This is a genomic window from Pseudomonas sp. UMAB-08, assembly GCF_900095225.1.
In the GTDB taxonomy this organism is placed as follows: domain Bacteria; phylum Pseudomonadota; class Gammaproteobacteria; order Pseudomonadales; family Pseudomonadaceae; genus Aquipseudomonas.
The window spans coordinates 18,096-41,682 of record NZ_LT607431.1 but is presented as its reverse complement, the minus strand read 5'-3'; the positions used below and the strand labels follow the sequence as shown (position 1 = coordinate 41,682).

13 protein-coding genes and 2 pseudogenes are annotated in these 23,587 nt (G+C 57.2%); 13 read left to right on the top strand and 2 right to left on the bottom strand.

Going from position 1 to position 23,587, the window contains the following annotated elements; genetic code table 11:
- The first annotated feature begins 95 nt into the window (after positions 1-95).
- The gene (locus K0F75_RS22000; protein ID WP_219064075.1) at positions 96-2,453 is read left to right on the top strand and encodes a DUF4214 domain-containing protein; all 2,358 of its coding nucleotides are present in this window, start codon (positions 96-98) and stop codon (positions 2,451-2,453) included.
- Positions 2,454-2,980: 527 nt separating this feature from the next.
- Here the strand turns inward: K0F75_RS22000 and K0F75_RS21995 are convergent.
- Positions 2,981-4,060 (bottom strand): hypothetical protein, encoded by a 1,080-nt coding sequence (locus tag K0F75_RS21995; RefSeq protein ID WP_219064074.1) that lies wholly within the window; start codon positions 4,058-4,060, stop codon positions 2,981-2,983.
- Between the two features lie 356 nt (positions 4,061-4,416).
- On the opposite strand from K0F75_RS21995, the gene K0F75_RS21990 reads away from it, so the two are divergent.
- On the top strand, positions 4,417-4,617 hold the full coding sequence (locus tag K0F75_RS21990; RefSeq protein WP_374029160.1) for a transposase: 201 nt from the start codon (positions 4,417-4,419) through the stop codon (positions 4,615-4,617).
- 72 nt (positions 4,618-4,689) lie between these two features.
- Here K0F75_RS21990 and K0F75_RS21985 read toward each other — a convergent pair whose 3' ends face one another.
- Positions 4,690-5,877 carry a glycosyltransferase family 1 protein gene (locus K0F75_RS21985; RefSeq protein WP_219064073.1) on the bottom strand — a complete coding sequence of 396 codons (1,188 nt, stop codon included), beginning with the start codon at positions 5,875-5,877 and terminating at the stop codon, positions 4,690-4,692.
- Positions 5,878-6,700: 823 nt separating this feature from the next.
- Here K0F75_RS21985 and K0F75_RS21980 point away from each other — a divergent pair.
- From K0F75_RS21980 to bcsC, 11 genes and pseudogenes are all read left to right on the top strand, one after another.
- Positions 6,701-7,775 (top strand): annotated as a pseudogene (locus K0F75_RS21980) (IS630 family transposase).
- A 95-nt stretch (positions 7,776-7,870) separates the two neighbouring features.
- Positions 7,871-8,926 (top strand): annotated as a pseudogene (locus K0F75_RS21975) (IS630 family transposase).
- Between the two features lie 648 nt (positions 8,927-9,574).
- Complete coding sequence (gene bcsE / locus K0F75_RS21970) at positions 9,575-11,125, top strand: cellulose biosynthesis protein BcsE (RefSeq protein ID WP_219064072.1); 1,551 nt, start codon at positions 9,575-9,577, stop codon at positions 11,123-11,125.
- Positions 11,122-11,346 (top strand): cellulose biosynthesis protein BcsF, encoded by a 225-nt coding sequence (bcsF, locus tag K0F75_RS21965; protein ID WP_219064071.1) that lies wholly within the window; start codon positions 11,122-11,124, stop codon positions 11,344-11,346. The genes bcsE and bcsF overlap by 4 nt, the downstream gene beginning before the upstream one ends.
- Positions 11,333-12,979 (top strand): cellulose biosynthesis protein BcsG, encoded by a 1,647-nt coding sequence (bcsG, locus tag K0F75_RS21960; RefSeq protein ID WP_219064070.1) that lies wholly within the window; start codon positions 11,333-11,335, stop codon positions 12,977-12,979. The genes bcsF and bcsG overlap by 14 nt, the downstream gene beginning before the upstream one ends.
- Positions 12,949-13,209: a cellulose biosynthesis protein BcsR gene (bcsR, locus tag K0F75_RS21955; protein ID WP_219064069.1), complete on the top strand. Its 261-nt coding sequence runs from the start codon at positions 12,949-12,951 to the stop codon at positions 13,207-13,209. Before bcsG ends, bcsR begins: the two co-directional genes overlap by 31 nt.
- Positions 13,206-13,928, top strand: coding sequence for a cellulose biosynthesis protein BcsQ (gene bcsQ, locus K0F75_RS21950; protein WP_219064068.1), 723 nt, complete (start codon positions 13,206-13,208; stop codon positions 13,926-13,928). The genes bcsR and bcsQ overlap by 4 nt, the downstream gene beginning before the upstream one ends.
- On the top strand, positions 13,925-16,501 hold the full coding sequence (gene bcsA / locus K0F75_RS21945; RefSeq protein WP_219064067.1) for a UDP-forming cellulose synthase catalytic subunit: 2,577 nt from the start codon (positions 13,925-13,927) through the stop codon (positions 16,499-16,501). Before bcsQ ends, bcsA begins: the two co-directional genes overlap by 4 nt.
- Positions 16,502-16,508: 7 nt before the next feature.
- On the top strand, positions 16,509-18,818 hold the full coding sequence (bcsB, locus tag K0F75_RS21940; RefSeq protein WP_219064066.1) for a cellulose biosynthesis cyclic di-GMP-binding regulatory protein BcsB: 2,310 nt from the start codon (positions 16,509-16,511) through the stop codon (positions 18,816-18,818).
- Entirely contained in the window at positions 18,808-19,944 is a 1,137-nt protein-coding gene (gene bcsZ / locus K0F75_RS21935) for a cellulose synthase complex periplasmic endoglucanase BcsZ (RefSeq protein ID WP_219064065.1), read from the top strand. Before bcsB ends, bcsZ begins: the two co-directional genes overlap by 11 nt.
- Before the next feature lie 32 nt (positions 19,945-19,976).
- Entirely contained in the window at positions 19,977-23,543 is a 3,567-nt protein-coding gene (bcsC, locus tag K0F75_RS21930) for a cellulose synthase complex outer membrane protein BcsC (protein WP_219064064.1), read from the top strand.
- Positions 23,544-23,587 lie beyond the last annotated feature (44 nt).

The window sequence follows — 23,587 nt, the reverse complement described above, 5'->3', positions numbered from 1 at the left end:
GGTATAGAGTTAGTTCGTTCCTTTTAAGGAGGGCGGCCGCGACTTGGACGTGTTGCATAGTCGAGATTATTTAAATAATGGATTTAAGGAATAAAATGGCTGCCTTGACGTATTTTGATCAGGTTCAACAGCTCTATATCGCTTACTTTGGCCGTCCGGCTGATCCTGTAGGCCAGGCCTATTGGGCCACTCAGATCGACGCAGCCAATGGCAGCATTGCATCCGTCATTGCTGGTTTCTCGGCTTCTGCCGAGTCGGCTGCCCTATTCGGCAACTCGACCACGACGCAGAAAGTTACCGCTATCTACCAAAATGCGTTCAATCGTGCTCCTGAAGCCACAGGCCTGGCCTACTGGGTCGCGCTACTTGATTCTGGCAAGGTATCCCACGCCGAGGCTTCGTGGACCATCCAGCAAGCAGCCGGCCCTAGCGATGCCAGTGCTGTGAATAACAAGCTGATTGCTGCCAAAGCCTTTACCGCGCAGATCGACACCGCCGCTGAAGTGGCGGGCTATAATGGTAATGCCGCAGCGGCCCTAGCACGCACGTACTTGTCCAAAGCCGATGCAACCTATGCATCGATCGCCAACGTGGCGGTTGATTCTGTTACTTCGGTGGCGACTGCCACGGGCACTGCAGTGGTGACGCCGGTTACTCCAGTGAGTCCGGTTGTCTTTACTGCCACCAAAGATGTCAGCAATGTGGTCACCTTCGCCAACGCAGGCAGCACGATTGAAACCTTTCCAGTGGGTACTGGTTTTACCTTCACCAGCAATGGCGCGTACGCGGGTAGCGTGACGATCAGCAGCACCGTCACTGGCGTTGAAGTACCGACCGGCTCCACGCTGAAAATCTACAGCCTATCAGCGATGGGAAAAACCTTTACAGGGACCGGCACAGTCGCGCTGACTGACCAGGTGTCGTTGGCGGCGTCTAAGCTCAATAGCATTGATGCCCTGACGACCGGCGTTCTCTCGACGAGCATCGTCGGTACGGTCGGTTCGGCAGCCGATGTCAAGACGGCATTGATGTCTGCAGGCATCACGCTGTCTCCCTCAATACCGGTATCGGTCACCGATCTTTCCGCGTCGGTAGACGATCTCAATGTCATTGATGGCCGGACAACTGGGGTGGTGGACGCCAAGGTCACAGGGACAGCTGACAGCCTTAATCTGTTGGCGCCGGCGTCAACCAATAACGCCTATACCCTGACCGTAACCGACGTGGATCCGGTCGCCGCGACGGTTCTGACCTCGCTTGACGCCAAGACCACTGTTGCTGTGAATGCTTCAACGGTCTCGACGATCAGCGGCACTTCAGCCGAAGTGGCAAGCGTTGCGGGCGCAGCCGGTATTACTAAAGCTGTTGGCTTCAATTCAACTTTGAGCGGCGCATTGACAGTCTCTGATATCAATATGATCGGCGCGGCAAGTCCAACTGGTAGCATTACTTACACCGGTACGAATGCGGACCAGGTTTTAAACTTTTCGGGTGTGAGCCATGCACTCACCATCTCTGGCGGCAGCGGTGTAAATGCCATTAATGGCGGGGCAGGTGCCGATATCATCACTGGCGGCGCGGGGGCTGATGTGCTGACCGGTGGGCTTGGAAATGATCGCTTCGTCTTTAATGCTATCTTTGGTGCTTCGAGTGACAGCAACTTGATTACGGGTGTCGATTCAATCCTGGATCTCGGTGCTGGGGATGTCATTGTCATGAATCTGAGCAATGTGAATCTGTTTGACGCTTCCTTGGTCAATGGTGATCCCAGTTCCATTCTGACCGACAGATGGGCCGGCCAAAATCTTTTGATGATCAAGGCGGTTTCAGGTAACGGAGAAGTTGATCAAGCTGCGCCCGGAAATTTGAGACTCGGAGTAGGTAGCTACAGTGCTGATAGCGCAAATGCTCAGGTGGAGTACCACATCACGGGGACAAGCGGGTCAGACACCATACGGACTGGCAGCAACAACGACACGATCACTGGCGGCGCGGGGGCTGACGTGATTGACGGTGGCGTCGGCGACGACACGTACCGATACGCGACAGCCAGCGAATCAACCATTAACAACGTTGCCTCCGCCGCCACAGGCTTTGACACGGTGCAAATAACCTCCGGGGATATTTTTGACTTTGCAGTGGATGTGTCTGCGGTGCGTACGGCCCAATACTACGTTGGACAAACGCCGCAAGCTAACGGTAATGCACTGCTTACCCAGCTCAACAGTTATTACCAATCTGCCGGACCATCGGCTGGCATAGACGCGATGTATATCAGTATTGGCAACAACGCCAAGGGCCGTTTTCTGGTGATCGACACGGACAACAATAATCAGATTACGAGCAGCGACCTGATCATCGAGATTGTGGGCATCACCAACAACAAGAACATTCAACTGGGCTTGACGGGTGGGAATGTGGTGATGCATGAGGTCGATCCGATATGGTTTTGATAAACAAACTGAACAGGGCCGCAATCATTACTGTCTTCGGCGTACCGGATGCAGCGATTGTAATGGCAAATTAATCTTTCCAACTGTTGGCTGGCTTTTTTGCAGGTGATCTCTCCCTATGTCATGAAGCTATTTTTCGGCCTCTATGACTGCTTTCCTTGGAAGTCGATCAGGAGGAACGCTGACTCCGGGAATATCTGGTGAGCAGCGGCTCTTTCGGGCACAGCCTATCCTCGACTTTCGGCACCGATGGCCTATGGTTCGTTCGCAAGTCGACGCGGTGAAGGGTCTTTCAGGAAAAAATAATAGGAGCCAGATCATCACTCAGCCAGATCCAGTCCTGGTCGCCATCTTGGTCAACCGGGAACATAGCCGCCTATCCAGCCACATCAATACGCTGGAGAAGCTGCTGCACTCGCCATACTCCGATAAGGAACACCTGCGACTGGTCAAGCTGGCTGCCAGTTGGCGTGAGCTGTTGGCTGACGACGATGGCGCACCCAAGATCGCCGCGGCATTGGAAGCCTTCATCGCCGCCTACCGCCGGTGTCCAGCACCAGGCTGTTCGTGCCAGAGCCTCCATTGATGGATAGGGTACTGGCCGCCGCCATTTGTGCCGCGGTTAGGTGGAAAGTGTCGGCGCCAGCACCACCGGTGAGTGTCAGTGCTGAACCCCCGGTTGTGCCGATTTTGAAGTTGGTACCGACGGTGCTGGTGCTAAGTAATTGCTGAATGTTGCTCAGCGAGGTGCTAGACATATCCAGGTTGGTGCCGGAGGTGGTGACGTTGTTGCCGGTGCCAAAGCCAGTAATGTAGGTGAGCCAGCCGCCGTTACTCGCCAACTGTGCACTGGACAGGGTGAAGGTCGTACTGGCAGAAGTGTTGTTCAGCGCCTGAACATTGGTCATGGTCTTGGCGCTGATGTCGAAGGTTGTGCTGTTTGATTGCAGTGTGTTGCTGCCAAGCCCTAGGTCGACCGAGGCGAATCCGTTGAGCATGGTTGCATCGACGATAAGCGTATCGTTGCCGATGCTGCCGGTGACGTTTTGCACGTTGGTGAAGCTGCTCATCGCTGTCAGGTCGTAAGTGTTTGCGCTGTCCAGCGCCAGAGTATTGGTTCCTGTGCTGCCATCAATCGATTTATTGCTCCCTGGCTGCGTCGACAGGTGAAACGTATCGTTGCCGCTAGCACCGAACACCAGTTGTGATCCTGCACCGATGATGAAGGAGGTACCAGTGGTATTGGTGGTGGTAATCCGCTCCCAGTTGGTCACACTGGTGCGGCTAAGGTCCAGCGAGGCTTCGCTGGTAGTCATCGTGTCAGTACCGCTACTGCCATTGATACTAGTCACGTTTACGAGCGCGGCGTTGGTCACGTTCAGTGTATTGGTGGCGGTGGTTACGAGGGTGATTTTTTGAACGTTGGTCAGGGTCACGCCGCTCAAATCAAAGGTGCCGCCACCGCTCAGTCGTAGCTCATCGCTGCCGCCGCCACCAATGATTCTATCGCCAGAGTTTAAAGTAGAGCCGATGGAGGTGAACGTGTCGTTGCTGCTGGTGCCTGTGAGGGTGTCTGTACCGGTGGTAAGGGGGATTACGATGGGCATAGCTTATCCTCGATTTTCTTATGGGCAGCTTATCTGCGCTTTATGGACGATAGTGGGCAGATATATGGCGAACTGCTACTGGCTGGAGAGTTGCCGGAATGAGGCCTTTGCGAGCAGCTGAAAGCGAATTCATTATTGACATCCTCCCCCACCTATCGCCTAAGGCGAGCCGCTCTTAAGAGCGGGAAGGAAGGGAATTCCTACTGCGTCTAGGCTTGCGCCTATGCCCGCTTCGGCGAGTTCCTGCTTCGCAGAACGGTCTGCGCCAATTCTCCATCGGCTAACAAGCGCTGTCCGCGCTCTAAAACATTGATCGCGCCGACCACATCGGCATTGTTTTCATAGTATCGAGTCGGATGATTCGCCGTAAGAATTACCCTGCCATTAAGAAAAAGCTATGGGGTGGCGCTCTTTGGACGCGAAGCTACTTTGCTGGAAGTTGTGGCGTTGCGCTGATTGAGGTGATTGGCAATACATTGAGCAACAACAAACGCCGCATTGAAGTCAGAAGCAGGATGGCTACGCCATCCGTGCTATCCTTCCCCGCCCTGAAGTAGGGGGTTTGCCGCGCACGGGATCAACTCGCTCCCATACCTTGATCTCGGTTGAGCACTCTGCGGGGAGTGGGCTCAGTGCGGGCTGACCTTGCGATAAATCTCCAGCGTCTCTTGTGCGCAGCGTTTCCATGAAAATATGCTGGAGCGCAGTAGCCCAGTATCGGCAACGCTCTGACGCAGTTGCTCGTTGCTCAGTAGGTCGGTCAGTTGAGAGGTCAGTTGTTCGTCGTTGCCGCGCTCGACAAGCAGCGTACTGCCTTGAGTGAACTCGGACATGGAGGTGTCGGCGGTGCAGATGACAGGCACGCCGCACTGCATGGCTTCGAGCACCGGCAAACCAAAGCCTTCATACAGCGACGGATAGGCGAATACGGTCGCGCCCGCATACAAGGCCGGCAGGTCGCTGCCAGGTACGAAACGCAACTGGCGTAGGCCGTGGCTGACTTCCAGGGCTTTGATGCGATCCCCTAGGTCTTTGTTTTGCCAGCCAGGTGCGCCCGCCAGAACCAGTGGGTATCGTTTGCGTAGCACCGGGGGTAAGCGACACCAGGCATCCAGCAGAGTGTCTACGCCCTTGCGTGGCTCCAGCGTACCGACGAACAATATATAACGCCCATGTTGCAGGCCGTACAGCTCTAATGTTAGGCGGGTTTGCTCAGCAGTTTGCGGGCGATAGGTCTCGGAGGCCCCAAGGTAGACGGTTCGCACCCGGTCGGCACTGACGCCGAAATCGTCGATCAGCTCGTCGCGGATAATGTCTGAATCTGTGATTAGGTAGTCTGCACGTCTGAGGGTCTTGGGCAGTTGTGCACTGAGCCATTCCACTCGCTTTTGCGGGTGGAACTGTGGGTAATGAATGAACGACAGATCATGAATGGTCGCCACGCTGGGGCTTGCATAGGCCTTGAGCATGAAATTAGTCTCGTGATAGACGTGATTGCGAAACCGGTTGGCGTCCATGCGTAGCTGGGTAGCGCGCAGCATTTCTCGTACGCGGTATGCGAAAGTCCAGCTGCGCAGCAAGGCGCGCAGCTGCGAAGGCGTTGACGGCGTTGTAGTGTCCTCATCCCTGTGCATGTACTGAGTGCTGGCCGAGATGCAGTTGGTCAGGGCTTGTTCGGCTGAGTAGTAAGTCGAGCCGATGAAGCATTCAATGGTCTCGATCTCTTCGTCTTGCAGTTGTTCGATCAGGTTAAAGGTGTAGTTGCCGATGCCGGTTAGCGGAGGGATGAGTGATTCGATATTGATCAGTAGCTTCATGAAGTCGGACTTACCTGGCTGCGCCAGTCGGCGAGCAAATCATTGAAAGTTGTATTTTTATGATTGTCGCCGTACGGCCGCCAAACACTGAATATTTGTGCCTATATTAAGTGATCGAAGAAAAGTTTTCGCGTATTTTCCATCCGTGATTTTTCGCGAAACGCCCGCTACGCAAGGGATCCGGCGTGATGTGCCGTGATTTTAAACATATGAAAACATTTATTCGGGCACTTATGAGCTGGATCAAATAATCATCGATCGACTTTCATGACGGTGTGATGCACCGTTGCGGTTACCGCCCAGCGCGATGTACAGGTAGTCGCGCAACCAGCTGGCAAACGACAGATGCCAGCTTTACTGGAGTTCCGGCAGCAACGACGTCAGGGCGCATCGTCTCCTGCTTGGAAACCTACGGTCAGGACGCGATTAGCACATAAGCAGCGGTGGTCGCGGCCTGAATGGTATGCACGCTGCTGATCTGAATGATGATGGTGTTCGTGCCCGCCGGATTGCTGGAGATGGGCTGCCGCATAAGTGTTGCCGTCGAACACTGAATAGGCGACACCTTGGGCTGCCAGGATATCGACTGCGGTTTCAATGGCAGTGATGGTCAGTGCAAGCGTTGCTCCAGGTGGCGTGGCGGTAGTTACACCGGGGTTATGATCCACTAGAGTGGCTGCGGAATCGGTGTTGAAAATGATCCAATTCCATTATCGGGGGAGCGTTCGATTCAGGAGGTCGTCGCTAGTGTGCTGTTTTCGAAATAACTTTTCTGCATCTTTGGCTACACTTTCCCTGTCATTCAGCACTCGGGGGAACGCAAGTGAACGCCCAAGAGATTGTCCTTAGTCCAGAAGAACAGACCGAACTGAACCGTCGTGTACGCTCAGCCACCATCAGTCAGCGCGACGGCCGTCGCGCCCGAGTGATCCTGCTGGCAGCCCAAGGTTGTTCAAGGGTGGACATCGCTCGCTCGACCGGTTTCTCACTCCCCACGATCACCTGTTGGTGCCAGCGTTTTCAGACGCTGCGTCTATAAGGCCTGCTCGACAAGCCTGGCCGCGGACGCAAATCCTCCCTTCCTCCCGACACGGTCCGTCGCGTACTCGAACAGGTCACCAAGCCCCGTATTGGCGAACCCCGCTGGAGCTGCCGAAGCATGGCCCGTGCCGCCGGCATATCGGCGACCACCGTCCACAAGTTATGGGCTGCCAATGACTTGAAGCCTCATCTGACACGTACCTTCAAGGTGTCCAACGACCCGCAGTTCGAGGAGAAATTCTGGGATGTCATCGGGCTGTATCTGGCCCCGCCAGACAAGGCGTTGGTGCTCTGCTGCGACGAAAAAAGTCAGGTTCAAGCCTTGGAGCGCAACCCAGCCTGGGCTGCCGTTGGGGATCGGTCATATCCAAACAAAATCCCATGACTACACTCGCCACGGCACGGTCACGCTGTTCGCGGCGCTGGATTATCTCCAGGGCAAACTGATTAGTAGCATCGAGCGCCAGCACCGCCATCAGGAGTGGTTGGCGTTCCTCAAGAAAATCAACAAGGAAACGCCTAAACACCTCCAGCTGCATCTGATCGTGGATAACTACGCGACGCACAAACATGCAAAAGTGAAGGCTTGGCTGGCGAAACATCCGCGTTTCCATGTGCACTTCACTCCGACCTCAAGCTCCTGGATGAACATGGTCGAGCGGTTTTTCAGGGACATTACTGTGTTCTTGCGCGACGGTAGTTTTTGCTCGGTACGTGAGCTGGAAAGCTCGATTACCACCTTCCTAGCATTACGAAACGCGCAACCGACCCGGTACATTTGGAACGCAAAGGGAGAGGAGATTTTGAGCAAGATCCGGCGAGCACGCGATGTGATGGACGCGCAGATGGAAGGGTAAGATATTTCGAAAACAGCACACTAGTGTGCTGTCTCTGAAATAAGTTTCTAACCCTAGCTATGCTTATGTGGTCAGTCAGTGCTTGGAGTGATCACATGAACTTTCAGGACATCGTGCTCAGTGAATACGAACAAATTGAACTGAGTCGGCGCATAAGATCAGCCACGATCAGTCAGCGCGACGGTCGTCGGGCGCGAGTGATTTTGCTGGCCGCTCAAGGTTGTTCTCGTAACGAGATTGCCCAGTTGACCGGTCTCTCGGTTGTTTCAGTTACACGCTGGTGCAAGCGTTTTCAAGAGCTGCGTCTGCAAGGTCTGGTGGATCTGCCCGGACGAGGTCGCAAGCCATCCTTGCCGGCCGAAGCGTTTAAGCGAGTCATTGAGCAAGTGGTTCAACCGCGTATCGGTCAACCTCGCTGGAGCTGTCGAAGCATGGCGCGAGTCGCCGGTATTTCACCGGCCAGCGTCCAGCGCATATGGGCCGCCAACGACATAAAACCTCACCTGACACGCACCTTCAAACTGTCCAACGATCCAAACTTCCAAGAGAAATTCTGGTACGTCATTGGACTGTATCTGGATCCACCGGATAAGGCATTGGTGCTGTGTTGCGATGAAAATGTATGGTCAGCCCTGGAACGNGGACTGCCTTTGGGGATCGGGCATATCCGCACGCAATCGCACGATTACGTCCGCCATGGCACCGTCACCTTATTCACCGCTCTGGATTACCTTCAGGGACGCTTGATCAGTTCCATCGAGCGCTAACACCGGCATCAGGAATGGCTGGAGTTTCTCAAGAAGATCAATCGAGAAATGCCCAAGCAGCTCCAATTGCATCTGATCGTGGACAATTACGCCACGCATAAACACCCGAAAGTGAAGGCATGGCTTGAGAAGCATAAGCGCTTCCACATGCACTTCACCCCGACATCCAGCTCGTGGATGAACATGGTTGAACGCTTCTTTCGCGATATCACGGTGTACCTGCGTGACGGCAGTTTCAGTTCGGTTCGCGAACTCGAAAGCTCGATCACCACGTTCCTGGCACTGCGAAATACGCAGCCGACTCGCTACGTCTGGAGCGCCAAGGGGGAAGATATTTTGAACAAAATACAGCGAGCCCGCGAGGTAATGGCCTCACAGGCATGAGGAGCTTTATTTGTGAGACAGCACACTAGCTATGTCAAATCAATAAAACCAAGCGCGTCCTGCGCTTGGCCAATGGGTTACAAGCTTGCTGAGAAGACGGCAGCTGCGCCGATAACTCTGACCTTGGTTACTGAGAAGGGCAACTGATCCTCCGCAAGAATGAGTCTTTGGGGGCTAAGGCTGCATAACAGCGGCTCGTTGTGGGCGAGCGAGCCCGGCCTGTTGCGGCCGCAGGAGCGGGTGTCCGTGTGGTTTAAGTGAGCTGTATCGTTAGCTGTGTCAGGTTTGCATTGTCAATTAAATGGCGGCCTATCTCAAGATAACCATTTTTATTGTTGAAAATCAGGATTATTGCAAAATATTGACACTGTCATTATGATATCAAGGTGTGCTGCCATCCAACATTGATGACTGGCAGTCACGGGGCGGATGTCTGGAAAAACTTTTGCAATAACGCTGTCTTTGTGAGTCGTGGTCGCCGGTTGTATTGCTGCTCATCACTTGCCCAGGAGTACCGCTTTATTTGCTTGGTTTGAAAACGCGGGCGTTCGACTCAAGTGTAAAAAAAACGGCTGTTGTGATTCTGGTAGTTCTGTAAGCGTGGACGGCTCGGTCTGACGCTTCTTATGTATTCGGATGGATTGGGTAATGATTGCGAGTCATGTCACCTTGGCCATCCGGCATTTTCAGGATGAGCAGATGTTGTTGCGCGTAGGCGGTTTGTATTGGGTGGCCATCGATCGGGCCAGCGATGCAGACATTTTGGCCCGACAGTTTTTGTCTGCGATGCCTGAGCAGCAACTTGCTATGTTGGTGTGTCTGGGGCGCGAGGCTGATGCCTTGCTCGCTCCGATGGATGCCAAGTGTGGGCCTGCGGCGTTGCGCTTGTTCGCCATGCTTGATGCTGCGCATGTTTGTGCCTCTTTCAAATTCCTTACCTCGGACCTTCACCGGGTCAATGTAGGCCGCGGCAGCCAGATTTTGTTGATGGTCTCGGCTATCGATCTGGAGAACCTGGACACCGAATACTTGCAGCGCTGGTGTACAAATACGCACAGATGGTTGCAGGCTCGTGATTGCACGCTATTGGTGTTGTGCTATGGTCAGGCGCCGCAGATGCATGAAAGCCTGCTGCAACTTAACGAGCGAATTTCCGGCCTAGCGCAGTTATATCGTCGTGATAGCGGTATTTGCTATCAGCTGAATTTCTGGCACAGCGAGTTGGGTGTTTCTGCCACGCAGGCCTTGGAGCTTGAGCTGAAGCAGGGTGCTTTTAGCCTGAGTCAGGCGCAGCTGTCCGCACCACAGCCGGCGCGTACCGACGACCAGCGCATCTATCTGACCCAACGCTCCGTGCTCGAAGGTGCTCCGCCTTTATCCGAGCAGTGGCGTCTTTTCGAGCACCGTGACGATGTGCTGCAACACGCGGCTCATGCGCGGGCGGCCAGCGTGATCATCGCGCTTGAAAGCAACAGGGAGGTCGAAGGTCTGGCCCGACGCCTGTACGAGTTGCGCGAACACTGTGGTACCGCCTTGAAAATCATCGTGCGCGAGATGGAGCCCTGCCTGCGCTATCGCGACGAGCGTTTGTTGCTGACGTGCGGCGCCAACCTGATCGTGCCATTCCAGACATCGATGGCGCACTTTCTCAGTTTGGTGGATAGCGTTCAGGGGCAAATCTGGCGTTATCGCCAGGCCCTGGACTTTCAGTCGCTGTTCGATCGTCTTCGTCCCCCCGCTCAGCGTGGGCTGCTGGCCCCTAGGCACTTTATCGAGACCCTGGATCAGGTGTATGGCGGTGCTTCGGGTGAGGTCAGCCATCAGTTATTGCAATTGACCCCCCGTGGCGGACTGAACATCGAGCAATACCTGAACCAGATTAGCCTGCGCCGTTTTGGTGATATCGCCTGTGTGGTGGAAGGCACGTTCTACCTGTTTCTGTTCGCTTGCCGCGCCGATGGGCTGGAGCCTGCGCTGGGTAACATCTGCCGCCTGCCATGGCTCGACATTTTCAGTGAGTGTAAGACGCTGGAAACGATTGATGCATTGCCGCGCCAGACTTTTCTAGATGCGCCGCAGTTGCCTGGATTTTTCCATCTGGCTGGCGAGCAAGTGGCGGCTGATCTGTCGCAGGCCATCGCCAGTAACGGCTATACCCCCCAACGCATCACCTTGTCGCTGTCGGAGCACTGCGCATGATGTACACCCAGTTGTTGCAAGTCATCGCCGTGAGCTGCCTGTTTACTCTGGCTTTGGTTCTGGTGCTGAGCAGTGGCTATCGGCGCCTGGCGCTGTGGTTCCAGCGATATCTGCCACCGCGTTACCTCAAACCCTATGGCGTGCGTCGGCGAGCGCCTGCGGCGGTGATCGAAAGTGCCCCCCCGGCGGCGGTAAAAAGTGAAGCTCATGAACCGTCCTGAAATCCCCGACGCATTGCAAGCCGCACCGCAAACCGTCCGAAGCTGGCCGGGGCTTGGATTGTGGAACCTATATTTCCTGATCAAGTTGGCACTGTTCTGGGCTGGCTATCTGAACCTTCAGGTGTTGCCTAATCTGGTGTTCGCTGCTGTGTTGCTAGTGCCGCTGCGCAGTTGCTATGTGGCGCTTCTGCGTACCCTGATCGCTGTGCCGGTAGGTGTAGCCTTGTTGTATCAGGACACCTGGTTACCACCATTCAGTCGTTTGCTGGCACAGCCCGGTGTGCTGGATTTTACCGGTGCCTACATACTGGAACTGGCCGGGCGGTTTATCGACTGGGGCCTGTGCGGCGCGTTGCTATTGATGGTAATGGCGTACCTGTTCGTGTGTCAGTGGATACGCCTGACCACCCTGACCCTGGTCGGTTTTGCTTGGTTGGGCGGCGCGGGCCTGTTGGCGATGCACGGGGCTCAGCAGCAGGTGTTGGCCCAATCGACAGTGCTTGGGGGCGTGCAGACCGTCAGCGCCGCCGAGCCGGACAGCCCGACGCTGGATGCCTACCTGCAAAAGTTCTACACCACCGAGGCGGCGCGCCATGTCGAGTTCAAACCCTCGGGCTCCGATGTCCAGCCCTTCGACCTGCTGCTGATCAATATCTGTTCCATGGCCTGGGATGATCTGGATGCTGTGGGCCTGCATGAGAATGTGTTGTTTCAACAAATGGACATGGTGTTCGATAACTTCAACTCGGCCACCGCCTACAGCGGGCCAGCGGCGATCCGACTGTTGCGCGCCAGTTGTGGCCAGCAACCGCACAGCAAGCTGTATGGTGCCGCGCCGGAGCAGTGCTTGTTGATGGATGACCTGCGCAAGCTGGGTTTCGCCAGTGAAGTGATGCTCAACCACACCGGTCAGTTCGAAGGCTTCATCGATGAAGTGCGTAGCCAGGGCTCGTTGCCGGGGCCTGAGGTCAAAACCACCAATTTGCAACGTGCGCTGGTGGGCTTCGATGGTTCGCCGATCTGGCGTGACCGCGAGGTGCTGGATAAATGGTGGACACACCGTGAAGACCAGAGCAATTCGCGGGTGGCGTTGTTCTACAACACCACGACCTTGCATGACGGCAACCGCAGCCTGAGCGCCGACGGCGGCACCAAGAGCGCCGACTACAAGTCGCGCGCACAGATGCTGCTCGATGACCTGAGCGGGTTTATCAAGGAACTGGAAAAAAGCGGCCGTCGCGTGGCTGTGGTAATCGTGCCCGAGCATGGCGCGGCATTGCACGGTGATCGCATGCAGATCGCAGGTATGCGCGAGATCCCGAGCCCCTCGATCACTCACGTACCGGTGGGCATCAAGCTGGTGGGCATGGGCAGCAACTCGCGTGCCGAGCCGCTGCATGTTAGCGAGCCGAGCAGTTATCTGGCCCTTTCGGAAATCATTGCGCGTTTGTACGCCGCGCCTCCTCAGACCCAAGGCCAGGGACCTGACTGGAAAGCGCTACTGGCCAATTTGCCGCAGACCCCTATGGTCTCGGAAAACGCCGGAACCGTCGTACTCGACTACGCCGGTAAACCCTATGTTCGGATCAAGGAGAACGGCGCATGGCTACCTTACCCGCAAAGATTCCAGTAAAGGGGCAGATGCTTACGCGTACCGAGTGGGCCGATGACATCGCGCGGCTCAAAGTCGAGCTGCAATTGCCGAGCTTGGAGTATGTGGATATTTCAGCGCAGGTGGAGTTGGCGCGAGCCATGGAACGTTGGCCATTGCTGGCCGAATATGGTTTTGCTGCTGAATCTGAAAAGCCCCCGCTGCCTGTTGATCGGCCGGTACAGCTGACCCGGTTTGGGGTGAGCAAGTGACATCGCTGAGTCTGCAAGGCTTGCGTGGTGGTGTGGGCAACAGCTCCTTGCTGGCAGCTGTCGGCTATGCATTGCACAGCTTGGGCGAACGGGTGTTGATGATCGATATGTGCCCGGAAAACTTGTTGCGTTTGCATTTTAATCTGATGGCTGTGGAGCCGGGCGGTTGGGCGCGCGCCATGCTCGACGGCCAGGACTGGTACAAGCAGGCATGGAGTCTGACCCCGACCCTGGACCTGTTGCCCTACGGTAGCCTGAGCCATCGCGAGTACCGGAAAATCGAACAGCAGTTGGACTCGCAGCCCGACCTGTGGGCCGATCGTCAGGCAAGCCTGGCCGTGAATTATGACTGGTTGCTGTTCGACTTGCCACAGCGCTTGCCAGGGCATGCCGCTGTCGGCCCTTGTCATTTTCAGATTCGAGTAGTGGAAGCAGATGCCGCGTGCCATGTCTTGCTGCAAGAGCAGGAAGACGCCGACGGGCTGGTGCTGGTCAATCGCTTTGATCCGGGCAGCCAGTTGCAGCGCGACTTGCTGCTGATCTGGCGCCAGCATTACTCCTCGCGAATGCTGCCGCTGACGGTGCACAACGATGAAGCGATGCGCGAAGCCCTGGCGTGCAAAAAGCCGGCGGGGCTCTATGCTGCGGCCAGTCTGGGGGCTCAGGATGTGCTGAGCCTAGCGACTTTGTGCTTGAGTCGACGCCGGGAGGCGGCATGATCTTGCGCTTTTTCCCTTATAAGCAGCTTCGTCATCACGACCATTGCCACCCGCTGACGGCGCTGCTCCTGGCCTCGTTCACAGCTCTGGCCGGGCTGTTTTTACGTCTGGAGTCACCAGCTTGGCAAGCGCTGCTAGCTCAGCCGCAACGCTGGTATCCGCAGCTGGCGAATAAGGTGCCGAGCCTGGGCGATCCGTTGCGCTATACCCTGCAAAGCCTGTGGTTGATGCTGGTTCGGCCATTGCCAAAACGGCAACGTCGAGCCGTGCCAAACTGGCTGCTCGATGCTGGCCGCTCTAACCGAAAGCTCTGGGCGCGAGTGGATACGGTCTTGCATAAACTACCAGCTCAGACGCGCGATAGCCCCCGGTTGCGTGCGGGCGCGCGCTGGTGGCGCAGCCTGACGCTATACCAGCAGCGCTGGCTGAACGGTATTTGCGGTGCGGTGGGGCTTGGGCTGGTGGTGGTGTCCATCACCGAACCATTCAGTTATTTGGCGCAGTTGACGTTCGTGTTGCTGCTGTGGGCGGTCGCGATGTTATTGCGTCGTGTGCCGGGCCGCTTCTCGACGCTGCTGCTCGTCGTGCTGTCAATGATCGTCTCCTGTCGTTATCTGTGGTGGCGCTATACCGCGACGCTGAATTGGGACTACCCTCTGGAATTTTCCTTAGGCGTGCTATTGCTGGTTGCTGAAACCTTTTCCTGGTTGGTATTGCTGCTGGGTTACATCCAGACTTGTTGGCCGCTGGAGCGTCCACCGGCGCAATTGCCTGACGATACCCGTTTGTGGCCGACAGTCGATCTACTGATCCCGACCTATAACGAAGACATCTCCATCGTGCGCTGTACGGTTTACGCCGCACTGGGCATCGACTGGCCGCACGACAAGCTGCGTATCTCGATCCTGGATGACGGCAAGCGCGAAGAATTTCGCCTGTTCGCCGAGCAGGTCGGGGTCAACTACATCACCCGCAGCAATAACCTGCACGCCAAGGCTGGCAACCTTAATTATGCGCTGACTCAGCTCGATGGCGAGTTGGTGGCGATTTTCGATTGCGACCACGTGCCGGTGCGTTCATTCCTGCAAGTCACGGTGGGCTGGTTCCTGCGTGATTCGAAGCTGGCTCTGGTGCAGACACCGCATCACTTCCTGTCCCCAGACCCTTTCGAACGCAACCTAGGCACCTTCCGTCTGCGTCCAAATGAAGGCGAACTTTTTTACGGGCTGGTGCAGGACGGCAACGACATGTGGAACGCCGCGTTCTTTTGCGGCTCTTGTGCCGTTTTGCGGCGTGTGGCGGTGGACGATATCGGCGGCTTTGCTGTGGAAACCGTTACCGAGGACGCCCACACTGCGCTGCGACTGCATCGTCGCGGCTGGAACTCAGCCTATGTGCGCATCCCCCAAGCAGCCGGTCTTGCGACCGAAAGCCTGTCGGCGCACATCGGCCAGCGGATTCGCTGGGCCAGGGGCATGGCGCAGATTTTTCGAGTGGATAATCCGATTTTGGGCAAAGGCCTGTCGATATTCCAACGCATTTGCTATGCCAACGCGATGCTGCACTTTCTCTCAGGCCTGCCACGGTTGGTGTTTCTCACGGCGCCCTTGGCCTTCTTGTTGATACACGCCTATATCATCTACGCTCCGGCGCTGATGATCGTTTTGTATGTACTGCCGCACATGGTCCACGCTAGCCTGACCAACTCACGGATGCAGGGCGAATATCGCCTGACGTTCTGGGGCGAGGTCTACGAAACGGTGCTGGCCTGGTACATCGCCCGGCCGACCACGGTGGCCCTGTTCAATCCGAAAAAGGGCAAGTTCAACGTGACAGCCAAGGGCGGTTTGGTGGAACAGAACGAGTTCGACTGGAAAATTGCCCAGCCGTATCTGGTGCTGGCCACCCTGAACATCGCGGGCTTGGGTTTTGCGGTATGGCGTCTGCTCTATGGGCCGAGCAACGAGATCGGAACGATCCTGGTCAGCAGCCTGTGGGTTATCTACAATCTGCTGATCATAGGCACGGCTGTTGCGATTGCCGCCGAGGTGCGCCAAATACGCCAAACTCAACGGGTACAGGCCAAATTGCCTTCGGCTGTGCAACTGGCAAACGGGCATTTCTACCCTGGCATGCTGATCGACTATTCCGATGGCGGCGTAGGCGTTGAACTCAATGTTGCCCTGTCTCTGCCAATAGGTACGCAGATTTATTTGATGATGCAGCGCGGCCAGCGCGAATTTCTGTTCCCTGGCATCGTCATTCGTAGCAAGCACAACTTTATCGGTGTGCGCTTCAACGAGCTGTCTGCACAGCAAAAAATCGACTACGTGCAATGCACGTTCGCCCGCGCTGATGCATGGTTGAATTGGAACGAACAATTCGTGCCAGACCGGCCGCTGCACAGCTTTTTCGGCGTGCTCCAACTGGGGACCACCGGTTACGTACGCCTCTATCAATACCTGCCTGCTTGGACGCACGTACTGGTCAGTCCAGTAGCGCGGGTATTTGGCTGGGTGGGCAGTTATCTGCCGCGCTTCCCGGCTGCTTCTTCCTCTTCTTTTGACCGGTGAGCACATCATGAGCCGCTATTTCATAAACTCTCTGTTAGCGAGCCTGGTGCTTATTGCCATTGGTGGCGCCCAAGGGCAGACCCCAACCCAGAAACCCAAACCGGTGGTTATGGCGGCTTTAGCGCCATTGGCCAGCAGCGTGCCAGGCTGGGATGTAGCGCGTAATTTCGAACAACTGGGCCGTCCCGCCGACAGTCTCCTGCTGGGCAGCCACAATACCGACCAGTTCGAATTCACTATGCGTCGCGATCGCATCGCCAGCGATGCGAAGCTGCAACTCGAATACACGCCGTCTCCGGCTCTGCTGCCAACGCTGTCGCACCTGCGGATCTATCTCAATGACGTGCTGATGAGTGTGCTGCCTATCGATAAAGATCAACTGGGCAAAAAAAACACGCAACAGGTGGCCCTTGATCCGCGTCTGATCACTGACTTTAATCGGGTGCGTGTGGAGTTCGTTGGTCATTACACCGATATCTGCGAAGACCCGTCCAACAGTGCGTTGTGGGTCAATATCAGCCGTACCAGCCAGGTGTCTATAAAGGAACAGGCGCTGGCCCTGAAGAACGATCTGGCCTATTTCCCGATACCATTCTTTGATGCGCGGGGTTATGACAAGTCGGTGCTGAGTATGGTGTTCGCGGCTTCGCCGACCGTTGGCGAACAACGGGCTGCGGGCATTCTGGCGTCCTATTTTGGCGCCCTGGCAGCTTGGCGCGGGACCCGGTTCCCGGTGCTGCTCGACCAGTTGCCTGCGACCACGGCTGACAACTTGGCAACCTCGTCCATCGTCTTTGCCACCAATGAGCACAGGCCACAATTTCTGGCGGACATGGAGGAGTTTCCGGCCGTTGAAGCGCCGGTCGTGCAGTTGATCGACAACCCCAACGACCGCTACGGTAAAGTGTTGCTGGTGCTGGGCCGCAATGAAGACGATCTGGTTATGGCTGCCCGCGCCCTGGCCTTGGGCGGCGATCTGTTTCGCGGCACACGGGTGATTGTGGATAAGGTCCAGCAGTTGCAGCCGCGGGTGCCTTACGACGCGCCGAACTGGATGCGCACTGACCGCCCGGTACGTTTCGCCGAGCTGATCAAATACCCAGAGCAATTGCAGACTACAGGCCTGCAACCCTTGCCGATCAATCTGGAAATCAACCTGCCGCCAGACCTGTTCGTCTGGCGTAACCAGGGCATCCCGCTGCAAACCAAATACCGCTACACGCCACCGATTACCAACGACGGTTCGCGCATGAACATCAGCCTCAACAACCAGTTCATCACCAGTCTGCCGTTGCTGCCAAGCAGCAATAGCCGTCTGGAAGAGTTGCGTCTGGCAGTCCTCTCCAATGAATCGGCCAATACTAGTGAACGGCTGTTGGTGCCAGCGCTGAAAATAGGTGATCGCAACAACCTGCGCTTCAACTTCAACTTCACCACCACCTATGGCAGCGCACAGCGCGACCACTGCCAGACCTCGCTGCCGGTCGATACCCAGGCTGTGATCGACGATCAGTCGACCATTGATATGTCCGGCTATCACCATTACATCGCCATGCCGAACCTGAGCGCCTTCGTTCGTAGCGGCTTCCCGTACAGTCGCATGGCCGACCTCTCAGAAACCGTGGTGGTTTTACCGCCTAAACCGAGCGCGATCCAGATCAGTACCTACCTGGAAGCGGTCGCCGGGATTGCCGCCCGCACAGGCTACCCGGGCATGAGCCTGCGCGTGAGTGACGACTGGAGTCAGGCATCGAAGCTTGACGCCGACCTGTTGGTGCTTGGCACCTTCGAACCGGACATGCGTGATAACCGCGATATGAATCTGTTACTCGATCGCTCACGCGACTGGCTGCGCCAAGCCGCCAATACCCAGCTAAACCGGGATGTGATACGTAGCGCAAACGTCAATGATAAAGATGATCAGGCCGCTAATCGGGTCGAAGTCTCGGCCAAAGGCCCGATTGCAGCGATTATCGGCATGAAATCGCCGTCCCATGACCAACGCAGCATCGTCGCTTTGCTCGCCAGCGAAGACGCTGACTTTCAATTGCTACGCGAAGTCTTCAACGACAGCGGAAAACTGGACGCTGTGGCGGGGTCTGTGGTGCTGATCCGCAGCAGCGGCGTCAACGGCCAAATGGTCGGCGAGCACTATTTTGTCGGCAACCTGCCATGGTGGCTGTTGCTCTGGTACAAGCTGTCTGAACATCCGTTCTGGCTTGCGCTGATGGCAGTATCAGGCGTGTTGCTCGGTGGGTTCCTATTGTGGCGTGCCCTACGTTGGGCGGCACATCGTCGCCTGGCTTATGAGCAATAAGCGGGTGAAAACAGCTTTGGCGCTGACTCTGACGGTCATCCTGGCCAATATGTCGGGTACGGCAGAGGCCGCGCCTCAATGCGCCTGGCCTGCCTGGGATAACTACAAACAGACGCTGGTGAGCGAGGACGGTCGGGTGATCGACCGGTCCTCCACGCAGTCGATCACCACCTCTGAAGGCCAGAGCTACGGCTTGTTTTTCGCTTTGCTAGCCAACGACCATGCTACTTTCGCCCGGCTGTTGCGCTGGACCCAAAGCAATCTGGCGGGCGGCGATCTGAATCGTCAGTTGCCCGCCTGGCAATGGGGCCGTGCCAAGGACGGACAGTGGCAGGTGCTTGATGCCAACAATGCCAGCGATGCCGATCTATGGATGGCCTACAGCCTGCTGGAAGCCGGGCGTCTGTGGCATCAGCCCGATTACGAAACCCTGGGCCGTAACCTGCTCTGGCGCAGCGCGGCGCAAACCTTGCGCAAGCTGCCGGGGTTGGGCTTGATGCTGCTGCCGGGGGATACGGGCTTCGAATCAGAGCAAGGTTGGCGCCTGAACCCCAGTTACCTACCACCGCAATTGCTGGCGCGCTTCGCGCAGATTGCGCCAATTTGGGCCGAACTTGCCGACAACACCCAGCGTTTGTTGCTCGAAGGTTTGCCCAAGGGCTTGGCTCCAGACTGGCTGTTGTGGCAGGCCGGACAAGGCTGGGCGCCGGACACCCGCAAAGGGTCGGATGGCAGCTATGACGCCATACGCGTCTATTTGTGGCTTGGCATGCTGGCCGACGATGCGCCGGGGCGGGCGGTATTAATCAAACGCTTCAAGCCGATGCTGGACGCGACCGCCCGGCTTGGTTATGTGCCGGAACATGTCGATACCGCATCGGGCACTGATAGCGGCAGGGGGACGGTGGGTTTCTCTGCGGCGTTGTTGCCACTGCTGGCTAGCGATGCCACGGCCAACACGACCTTGGTCGCACAACGCGACAAGGTACACCAGTCGTCGCCGCCGGCCGATGTCTATTACAACCAATCCCTGCTGATGTTCGGCCTGGGTTGGGACGAGCAGCGATACCGCTTCGACAAGGATGGACGGCTGCTACCGAACTGGATGAGTCTATGCAAAAAGTAGCCGTACAAAAAACTGTGCGGAACAGGCTTGCGATGCGGTGGATGCTGCTGAGCGGACCGTTGTTGAGCTGTTTATGGGCGGCCACGGTGGGTGCGCAGCCGCTTACTCAGCCGGAGCAACAGCAGTGGCTGGTGGAGCAGATGCGCATTGGTGAGGCGCTATCACGGGATGATCTGACGCGTGATTCTCTGGCGCGCCTGCAACTGATCGCCCCCAATCACCCGCAGGTGCTGGTGGCTGAAATTCGTCAGGCTCTGGCCCAGAAAAATCAACCGTGGGCCGAACAATTGCTGACCCAACTGAGCCAGCAGTCAGCCGATTCGCCAGCGCTGCGTCAGGCAGTGGCGCTGATCAAACTGCAAGGCGTGGACGGTCAGCGTCAGTTGCAACAAGCGCGACTGCTGGCCGCTGCCGGGCGCTTCGAGGAAGCGGCCAAGGCTTATGAACAATTGTTCGGCAGCGAGCCGCCGGACCTGGTCAGCGCCCTTGAATATTGGGGTGCGCGCAGTAACATTGCTGGGCAACGTGGGGCGGTGATCGAACAACTGCGCAACCTGGACCGCCAATACCCAGGTAACGCCGCGCTGCGCCAGACCCTAGTCGGGCTGCTGTTCGCCGAGAATCGTCCCGCCGAGGCGCTGGTCGTCCTGCATCAATTGGCCGCTGACTCTCAAGCCAGCAACAATGCCGCCGAGCGCGAATACAGCTACCTGATCAAATTGCCGGTGGGGCCAGACAGTGCACGCGCCTGGAAGACATTCGCCAGTTATTACCCCTATTCGCCGCTAAAGAACGACGCCAACAAACAGCTGCAAAGTCAGCAGCAATTGCTCGATGACCCGGCCTGGCAGGCGGGAGTAAAAGCCAAGGCGCTGCTGGAGAAGGGCAACGCCAACGACAGCGCAAACGCCGAAAGCCTGCTGCGCCGGGCGTTGAAACGCTACCCCCAGGACCCGAGCCTGTATGGCGCGCTGGGCACGGCCTTGATGCGCCAGAGCAAATACCCACAGGCGTACGACGCGTTCACCACTGCGTTGGCCAAGGAACAGGACACCGACTTCATCAGCAAATGGCAGGACTTGCTGGCCGCTACCCGCAATTGGATGCTCTTGCAAAAAGGTGATCAGGCATTGCAGCGCAAGGATTACCCGGCGGCTCGCCAGGCCTATCAACAGTCGCGCAAGCTCAAGCCCACGGATGCCGATTCACTGATCGGGCTGGCCAATGTTGCCCTCGCCGAAGCCGACGATATCGCTGCCGAGCCGCTGTTGTTACAGGCGCGTATGGTCGAGCCGGGCAATGGCAGCGTGGTGCGGGCGCTGGTGCGGTTGTATCAGGCGCAGTCCACGGACAAGGCCGAAGCTTTTTTGAATACCCTGCCAGCCTCCAATCAGGTCGAATTTACCGCGTTGCGCCAGAGCATTGAACTTGCCCGCTTGAACCTGCAAGCCGACGCCGCCACGCAACGCGCCGATTGGGCGCAGTTGGTGGTGCTGCTGAAAAAAATCCGCGTACTGGACCCGGACAATCCATGGCTGACATACCGTCTGGCCAATGCTCAGCTCATGCTGGGTCTGCCCCGGGACGCCGATGACAGCTTCCGCCAGCTGCTGGAGCGTCAGGGCCAAAACCCTGAGGCGCGCTATGCCCATGGTTTGTATCTGGCAACCGAAAATCGCGACGGCGATGTCTTGCAGACGTTGGCAAAGATTCCGGCGCCAGCCTGGACCGACAACATGCGCGAACTGGCCGCTCGGGTGCAGCGCCGCCAACTGCTGGCGCAGGCCGGGAAGTTGCGTGACAACGGACGCGAACCCGAGGCCATTGCCTTGCTGTCGCGCAACCCGACCACCGATGACCTATCGACCCTGGCTGATTGGGCTTTCCAGCGTGGCGATCAGGTCCAGGCCGAAGCCTTCTACCGCAAAGTCTTGAAACGCGAACCGGACAACGCCGAGGCGCAACTGGGCCTGGCCGAAACCCTGATTGCCAGCGGCCATGCCGGACGGGCGCATCAGGTACTGGAAAAAATCACCCCGCCCGCAGCGCCGAGCGCCGCCTGGCAACGTCGGCTGGCCAATGCCTGGACGGCCGTGGGTGAGCGTGACAAGGCCAGCGCGCTGTTCGCGAAAATGCTGCAAACGCCGCAGACCGATCCGTTGATCTATCGCGATGCCGCACGCCTGATGGCCAAAGAGCAGCCACAACAGGCACTGGATAATTACGCCAGCAGCATGGTCGCCGCCGGGTTAATTACGCTTGCGCAGGGAAGCCCCCGCGACAATATTGCCATGACCATGACCATGACCATGACCATGACCATGACCACGGCCAGTCGCGCCAAAGACAACGACACCTGGATGCCGCGTAGCCTGCGCAGCGATGTCGATACTTTGTATCAACAGCAGAACCCGACCGTGAATCTCTATCACGACTTCGCCTGGCGCACGGACAACACGTCGCCGGGGATTTCCGACCTGACGACCCAGACCACTATCCTGCGCATTGACGCGCCGCTCGCTCAGGGGCAGGGCTTTGTGCAGGCCGAGCAGGTCGATCTGCAGGTCAGCCGCTACGACACCGACGCCGACGGTTTGCACCGCGAAGCGTTTGGCACCTGCGCCGTGCAGCTTCGTGATCGCGCCACCGGAACGCTGGTGCACAACGGTTGTCCCAGTACTTCGCAAAGCACCAGCGGTCCGAGCCTGGCGATGGGTTGGAAGAATGCACTGTGGGCGTTCGATCTGGGGCACTCGCCGCAGGGTTTCGAAGTCGGCAACTGGTTGGGTGGCGTTAGCTACAGCAGCGACTGGAAGTCCCTGGGCTGGACGTTGACCGCATCGCGTCGGCCGATGACAAACTCGGTGGTGTCCTACGCCGGTGCGGTCGCCCCGGTGACCGGTGTCCGCTGGGGCGGCGTCACTACCAACGGCGTGACCCTGAGCCTGAGCCACGACGAAGGAGGGGTGGACGGCGTCTGGGCCAGTTTCGGCGCCCATTGGCTGCGCGGCGAAAATGTCGTCGACAACCAGCGTCGCTCGGCTATGGCCGGGTACTACTATAAGCTTATCGACCGCGCCGACGAACGCATGCGTACCGGTCTGACCCTGATGTATTGGGGCTATGACAAAGACCTTAGCGAATACACCCTGGGGCAGGGTGGTTATTACAGCCCGCAGCAGTATTACTCGATCGGCGTGCCCCTCAATTATGCCTGGCGTAACCCGAACTGGTCGGTCTCACTGGAAAGCTCGGTGGGCTGGTCCTGGTCCCGTACCCGCGGCAGCGACCTTTATCCTCTGGATGGCCCGGCCGGAAAGTTGCTCAGCCAGATCAGCGCGGCCGGTCTGGAGATCGACGAGAGCACTAACCTGAGCAAAGTCGGAAGTAGCAGCAGCGGCATCGGTGTGCGTTTGCAAGGCTTGATCGAGCGCCGCCTTTCCGACCACATTGTACTCGGTAGTGGCGTGGCCTGGCAGCACAGCGAGGGCTATGCGCCAAGCCGCGCTATGCTCTACTTGCGTTACACATTCGATGAATGGCAAGGCAATCTGTCAATGCCAATCGAACCGGTCACGCCCTATGCGGACATGCGTTAGAGGGCGGTCATTTAAAATGAATTCTTCGGAGAATTGGCTACGGC